This is a genomic window from Bradyrhizobium sp. UFLA06-24, assembly GCF_054967145.1.
This window is the reverse complement of sequence record NZ_JADFUE010000145.1, coordinates 1-4,876: the sequence shown is the minus strand read 5'-3', so window position 1 is coordinate 4,876 and position 4,876 is coordinate 1. Positions and strand designations below refer to the sequence as shown.

At 58.2% G+C, this 4,876-nt stretch carries 6 protein-coding genes; all 6 read left to right on the top strand.

Annotation, left to right across the window (positions count from 1 at the left end; translation table 11 throughout):
• The coding region (gene hisF / locus IF809_RS37975; RefSeq protein ID WP_462840031.1) for an imidazole glycerol phosphate synthase subunit HisF at nucleotides 1-577 on the top strand (577 nt) is incomplete at its 5' end.
• A gap of 4 nt (nucleotides 578-581) precedes the next feature.
• Nucleotides 582-1,208 (top strand): imidazole glycerol phosphate synthase subunit HisH, encoded by a 627-nt coding sequence (gene hisH / locus IF809_RS37970; protein ID WP_453996708.1) that lies wholly within the window; start codon nucleotides 582-584, stop codon nucleotides 1,206-1,208.
• A 17-nt stretch (nucleotides 1,209-1,225) separates the two neighbouring features.
• Nucleotides 1,226-2,530, top strand: a complete 1,305-nt coding sequence (locus tag IF809_RS37965; protein WP_462840030.1) for a lipopolysaccharide biosynthesis protein — start codon at nucleotides 1,226-1,228, stop codon at nucleotides 2,528-2,530.
• Nucleotides 2,434-3,582, top strand: a complete 1,149-nt coding sequence (locus IF809_RS37960) for a Gfo/Idh/MocA family protein (RefSeq protein WP_462840029.1) — start codon at nucleotides 2,434-2,436, stop codon at nucleotides 3,580-3,582. The genes IF809_RS37965 and IF809_RS37960 overlap by 97 nt, the downstream gene beginning before the upstream one ends.
• Nucleotides 3,583-4,548: a Gfo/Idh/MocA family protein gene (locus IF809_RS37955; protein WP_462840028.1), complete on the top strand. Its 966-nt coding sequence runs from the start codon at nucleotides 3,583-3,585 to the stop codon at nucleotides 4,546-4,548.
• On the top strand, nucleotides 4,545-4,876 hold a 332-nt coding region (locus IF809_RS37950), incomplete at its 3' end, for a hypothetical protein (RefSeq protein WP_462840027.1). The genes IF809_RS37955 and IF809_RS37950, both read left to right, overlap by 4 nt.

Here is a 4,876-nt window from a genome sequence, read left to right as displayed (position 1 = left end):
GCATGATATCGTCGCCCGCGCAGCGCGCGACATCTTTGTTCCCCTTACGGTAACGGGGGGGATCCGGTCCGTTGATGATGTCGTCACGCTTTTGCGTTCGGGCGCCGACAAGATCGGCGTCAATACCGCCGCAACAAAGAGGCCGGAGCTTATCGGCGAGATCGCCCGCAAATTTGGATCGCAGTGTATGGTTCTCTCGATAGAGGCGAAGAGGATGGGCGATGGCCGGTGGGAGGCCTATACCGACAACGGCCGCGAACGCACGGGCCTGGATGTGATCGAATGGGCGAAGCGCGCTGTAGACCTTGGTGCGGGCGAGATTCTGCTCACATCGATCGACCAGGAGGGAACGCGCGCCGGATTCGATCTGCCGCTGGTCTCGAGCGTGTCGCGCGCGGTGAGTGTGCCTGTAATCGCGAGCGGAGGCATGGGCAAGCTCGACGACATCGGAAGCGTCGTGCTCGAAGGAGCCGCGGACGCTGTGGCGATGGCTGATGTTCTTCACTATCAACGACTGACGATTCCGCAGATGCGCGCCGCTGCCCATGCTGCTGGACTCGCAACCCGGAATGCGTAGGACCTTGCTCGCGATCATCGACTACGGCAGCGGCAACGTTCACAGCGTCCGTCGTGCCTTCGAACACTGCGGTGCGCATCCGGTGCTGACAGCCGATCCGACGGTGGTAGAGAACGCCGATCGTTTGGTGCTGCCTGGAGTCGGAGCATTCGCCGATGGTATGCGCGGCTTGCGCGAGCGGGGGTTGATTGATCCGATCCGTCGCTTCGTTGGATCTGGCCGCCCGTTCTTGGGGATTTGTCTGGGCATGCAGATGTTGGCGACCACAAGCGATGAGTTCGGATTGCATGAGGGATTGAATTTGGTGCCGGGGCGCGTCGTGGCGATCCCACCGCGCGACAGTGACGGTCTGCCGCACCGAATACCGCATATCGGTTGGGCCGAGTTGGCCCGAGCGTCCGATTGGGCGGGAACTATCTTAGACGGCATTTCGGAGGGCACTTCAGTTTATCTCGTTCACTCATTCCACTACGAACCGGAAAACGATAGCCATCGGCTCGCCGATTGCTACTACGGGGGCCATCGGATTGCTGCTGCGCTTCGCTCGGGAAATATCACCGCGTGTCAGTTCCATCCGGAAAAAAGTTCTGAGGCGGGATTGCGCATGATCGATGGCTTTCTTCGCCAGTAGATGGCTTCGAAATCGCGATGAAGTTACTTCGGGCAGGTTTGATTTACGTCGTGGCAAACGTGACGTCGGCAGCGATACCGTTTCTGCTGCTGCCAATCCTCACACGTGCTCTACGACCGGATGAGTACGGAGAGGTGGTGAACTTCGCTCTTCTGGTGACTTTCTGCTTGACTTTTTGTGGACTTAACGCGCACGCAGCGCTCGGCGTGATCTGGTTCAGACAACCCCGCGAAGACATTCCCTCCTATACCGGAGCTGCCCTTGCGCTTGCCGTTGCCAGCACGATTGCGATAGCCCTGTTTGTCGCGGCTGTGCTTTGGATCCACCCGCCGCTTGGAGGAGGATTAAATCCTCTCTGGGGCGCCGCAGCGGCGCTTACCGCCGGGGCCAATGTGATCGTGCAATGCCGATTGGTCTTGTGGCAGAGCCAGCAAAAGGCGGCCCAGAGCGGTTCGTTGCAATTCCTCGCGAGCCTGGTCAATGTCGGCTTGTCGTTGCTGGCCGTGCTGTGGTTGGGGTGGGGCGCAGCTGGGCGGAATGCCGGAATCACTGTGTCGGCTGGGCTCATGGCCTGCGTGGTGCTCGGCATTTTCTGGGCCAAACGAGAGGCGCGCTGGTCAATTCGGTGGCGAGAAATGAGAGTCCTACTCGCCTTCGGCTTACCCCTGATTTTCCATACCTTCGCCGGCGTTCTGCTCGGAACAGCCGACCGCTGGATCGTCTCAATAAAGCTCGGCGGAGATTCGCTCGGCGTTTATGGTGCTGGCGCGCAGCTGGGAGTGACTATGGGAATCCTTGCTGATGCCTTCGTGAAAGCATACGGCCCTTGGATGTATGAAAAGCTGGCCTCGAGCAAGGCAATCGACAAGCATTACGCAGTGGGTGCGATCTACGCCATGGTGCCGATCTTCTTTTGCGGCGCGGGAGCGCTCTGGGTCGTGCTGCGATATGCGAGCGCTCTGGTGCTCGGGCCCCGTTTTCAGGAAGCGATCCCGCTATTGTCCTGGTTCATGCTAGGAGGCGCTTTCACCGGAATCTATGTTTCCACCTCCGTCCTGTACTTCTTTTCAGGACGTACGGGATTGCTTTCATCGGTTACGTTTCCATCGGCGATTGTCGGTACTATCTTCACCTGGGTTCTGGTTGGGTGGTACGGCGTCGTAGGTGCGGCGATGGGCTACGCTGTCGCTCAGGCCCTCCTGGCTCTGTTCGTCGGCGCGGTTGCATGTCGGTCGTTCGATCTGCCTTGGGGCGAAGGTCGCAAGGCAATTTCCGTTTGGGCGCATTACGCGCTGCGCTCTCCCGCCCGTCAGCTGATATAGGTTATTTTGTGAGCCAACAGCCAAGTGATCCCGCACGTATAAGAGTTGCAGTCGCCGGGCTTGGACGCATGGGTGTTCGGCATGTCCAGGCAGTCAAGAGTCTTGGAATGACTATCTGCGGTGCCGCCGACATTTCGGAGACAACGCTCAAGTCCGTCAGCACCGCCCATGACGTTTCACCCTCGGCATGCTTCACTGATCCAGTCGAGATGTTGAACCATGTGAGGCCGGAAGCGTTTGTGGTCGCGACGACGGCAGATTCACATGCGGCTCTGGTCGAGACAGCAGCCAAAATCGGAGCACGCTATATATTGTGCGAAAAGCCGATGGCGACTTCTTTGGCCGCTGCCGAAGAGATGTCGGAGGTCTGTCGGCGTGCCGGCGCCGTATTAGCCGTCAATCATCAAATGCAGTTCATGCCGCATTACAGGCGGATCAAAGCCATGGTCGGCAGCGATGAGCTAGGGCCGCTGACAAGCGTATTGGTCGCCGGCTCGAATTTTGGCCTTGCCATGAACGGCAGCCATTATTTCGAGATGCTTCGCTACATCAGTGGCAGTGCGGTTCGCTCTGTCTGTGCCTGGCTGGAACGCGACCATCTTTCAAATCCGCGAGGGCCGCAATTCGAAGATTCGGCCGGTCGATTGCTGGCGCGAACTTTCGACGACGTTGCAATGTATGTCGATTTCTCCAGTGCCGCCGGATACGGGCTTCAGATCGTTTTTGTTTGCCGGCTTGGCCAGATTACAATTGATGAGCTCAGCGGCGAAATCAGGGTCGCAGCGCGCAAGCCGGAGTTTCGGGATTTGCCCACGGCTCGTTACGGCATGCCGGCAGACGTGCGGCTTGAGCGAGTTGATCCGACAGATGCGCTTTTACCGACGATGAACGTCTGGTCCGCCATGCTTGCTGGGGATGCGTTTCCCGACGGTGCAATTGGCAAGCATGCGCTTGGGTGCTGCGTGGCAGCACACATTTCCCATGAGCGAGGTGGCCTCGAAGTTCTGGTCGACGCGTCCTTACCGCACTCACGTACGTTCAAATGGGCTTAGATGATCACCATGAAGAAATGGAAGATCGCAATCGTAGGTGCTGGATATATGGCCGGCGAGCACGCCAAAGCCTTCGCTTCGCTGCCGGACGTCTCTATTGTCGGGGTCTGTGGACGAACAAGGGAGCGCGCCGAGGCGCTTGCTGCCCAATATGCTGTACCGGCGTTTGCGACCATCGATGCCATGTATACCGCGACCAAAGCTGATGCCGTCGTGGTCGCCGTCAATGAGCTCTCCATGTCGGAGGTTTACCCGGGTTGCTTTCGCTATCCTTGGGTTTGCTTTGTGGAGAAGCCGATTGGGCTCGACTTGACGCAAGCCGAGGCCATTCTCGATTCGAGCCGCCGGTTGGGCGCCCGGACATTTGTGGGCCTGAACCGCCGGTCCTACGCGGCAAGCCGCCAAGCTCAAAATGAATTGGCCCACGACGAAGGTCCACGCTTGATCTCTGTTCTGGATCAGCAAGATCTCGGATCGGCCCGAGCGAGTGGTCAGCCCGAACTTGTACTCACGAATTATATGTTCGCCAACTCCATACATCTCATCGATTATTTCTGCGCTTTTGGACGAGGCAAAATTGAATTCGTCTCAGTTTCTGAGCCATGGAGGCAAGATCAGCCAGGATTCGTCGTTGCAACGATTCGCTTTTCTAGCGGTGATTGTGGCGTGTACCAAGCCGTGTGGAATGGACCCGGCCCGTGGTCGGTGACGATAACCAATCGCAGCGTGCGGGTTGAATTGCGGCCACTTGAGAAGCTTGGAATTCAGAGGCGGGGTGAGCGGCAGCTTACGGAGGTTGCGCTTGACCCGCGCGACAAAGACTTCAAGCCGGGTTTGCGTTATCAGGCGGAGCAACTTGTTCGACTATTAACGACTGGACAGACCGAGCTTACATCGATCGACGAAGCTGTGCGGTCGACGGCCCTGTGTGCCGAGATCTACGGCCTGAGGTCCGCAAAGTCGTGACGATCGAGGCGTCACGGTTGGCTGGGAGAGATGCATTTGCGGCGACTGAACGCACGCATGATCTATTTGCACCCAGGTTTGACGGTTGGAGCGCATGGCGCGTCCTTCGCAATCCGGTATTTCGGCTCTTCGAAAACGCTCCGCTAGCTCAGCCGGAGCGCTCGCCGGCCAAACGCAGCCTAGAAGCGATTCTTGCTACCCTTCAGTTGGCGCGTGTCCTCTTCAAAGGCGCAAGACGTGACCTGCTTATCAAAACGTGCCGCTCTGGATTGCGCATGAAACAGGATAAGCATTTCCGCGATGTTTATTTCGACGGTCTCCTTACAGG